Raw genomic sequence first — 602 nt, forward strand, 5'->3', positions numbered from 1 at the left:
ACCTGACCATCCGGCTGCTGGTGCAATATGGGTCCGGCATGCTTACCGCCGAACAGCTAGGGGAACTGGCCCACCAGACAGCCCAGCGCCTTTCTTTGCTGTACGAATTCAACTCTCCGGAATTCTTCGACAAGGTAGTGCTGAAGAACTTTATCGCCCAGCTCTACACCACCGGCCTGGTCACCCCCGGCGGCAGCGGCGCACTGGAATTCAGTGAGAAACTGGAAGCACTGGATGACGAGGCTAACCGTATTCTCAGCCCCGATATCAGTGACGCCATTCGGCGTGTCACCCGGGTAAGCAATTTAGGCAACCTGCTTACCGCCTCTTCTGACGGCTCCTGATCATGCCGGCCACCGCCAACGGTGGCCAGTATAAACGCCGGCACCGCCGCCCCTCTCTTATCAAGATACCCGGGAATAAAGCCAGGGTATTAGCGAACCGGTCGTGGGGACGTGATTACTGAGAGGAGTAGTGAGCTGGCTCAGGTGCACGTATAGATATCGAAGCGCACCGCCTTGCCTTTCTGGCTGAACGACGGCTCGATGTCAGCCAGATAGCTCGCCTTTACCGGGCGTTTTACGACGACACGGGCGGGGGAA

1 protein-coding gene and 1 pseudogene are annotated in these 602 nt (G+C 58.0%); one reads left to right on the forward strand and one right to left on the reverse strand.

The window, feature by feature from the left end:
* Positions 1–344 (forward strand): annotated as a pseudogene (locus A3754_RS27215) (glycerol-3-phosphate 1-O-acyltransferase); the annotation flags it as partial.
* Positions 345–484: 140 nt separating this feature from the next.
* Here A3754_RS27215 and A3754_RS28700 read toward each other — a convergent pair.
* Positions 485–602, reverse strand: a 118-nt coding sequence (locus tag A3754_RS28700) for a class I SAM-dependent methyltransferase (protein ID WP_197468455.1), incomplete at its 5' end; no start/stop codon positions are given.

It is taken from the genome of Alcanivorax sp. HI0083 (assembly GCF_001635175.1).